This window comes from Actinocrinis puniceicyclus, assembly GCF_018283645.1.
GTDB lineage: Bacteria > Actinomycetota > Actinomycetes > Streptomycetales > Catenulisporaceae > Actinocrinis > Actinocrinis puniceicyclus.
Genome location: NZ_JAGSXH010000382.1, coordinates 1 through 503, shown reverse-complemented (window position 1 = coordinate 503; position 503 = coordinate 1). Strand labels below are relative to the sequence as shown.

Genomic DNA, 503 nt, shown 5'->3' with positions numbered 1-503 from the left:
GGGAGAGGTCGTGGGCGCCGAGGGCGGGCAGGGTATGGCGTTCGAGCAGGCGGGCGTCCTCTGGGGAGACGGAGAAGATCAGTTTGCTGCGGGCGTTGGCGGAGATGCCTTCGCGCAGGTCGGTGGGCAGTTGCGCGAGGTCCTGGTGCGCGAGGATGAGGGCGAGGCGGTAGGCGCGGGCTTCGGCGAGCATCTCCTCTAGCCCGATGGGCAAGGTCAGGAAGTTGTGGCATTCGTCGATGACCAGTGAGCAGTCGTGTCGTGGCTGGCCGAGGCGGGCGCGGGCGGCGGCGGCCTGCCAGACCTTCGCGACGATGAAGGAGCCGAGGAGTCGGACAGTCTCGTCGCCGAGCACGCCCTTGGGCAGGCGCACCAAGCACACGCCGCCGTCCAGGACGGCGCCCATATCGATGCTGGTGGCGCCGGTGGCGACGGTCTTGAGGACGAAGTCGCGCAGCAGGAACGCGCGCAGTTTGTTCAGCAGCGGGGCGGTGGCGTAGGCG

The 503-nt window shown here is 69.4% G+C and carries 1 protein-coding gene; it reads right to left on the bottom strand.

Annotated features, from left to right (window positions below):
• On the bottom strand, positions 1-503 hold a 503-nt coding region (locus tag KGA66_RS29385), incomplete at both ends, for a TraM recognition domain-containing protein (protein ID WP_211472910.1).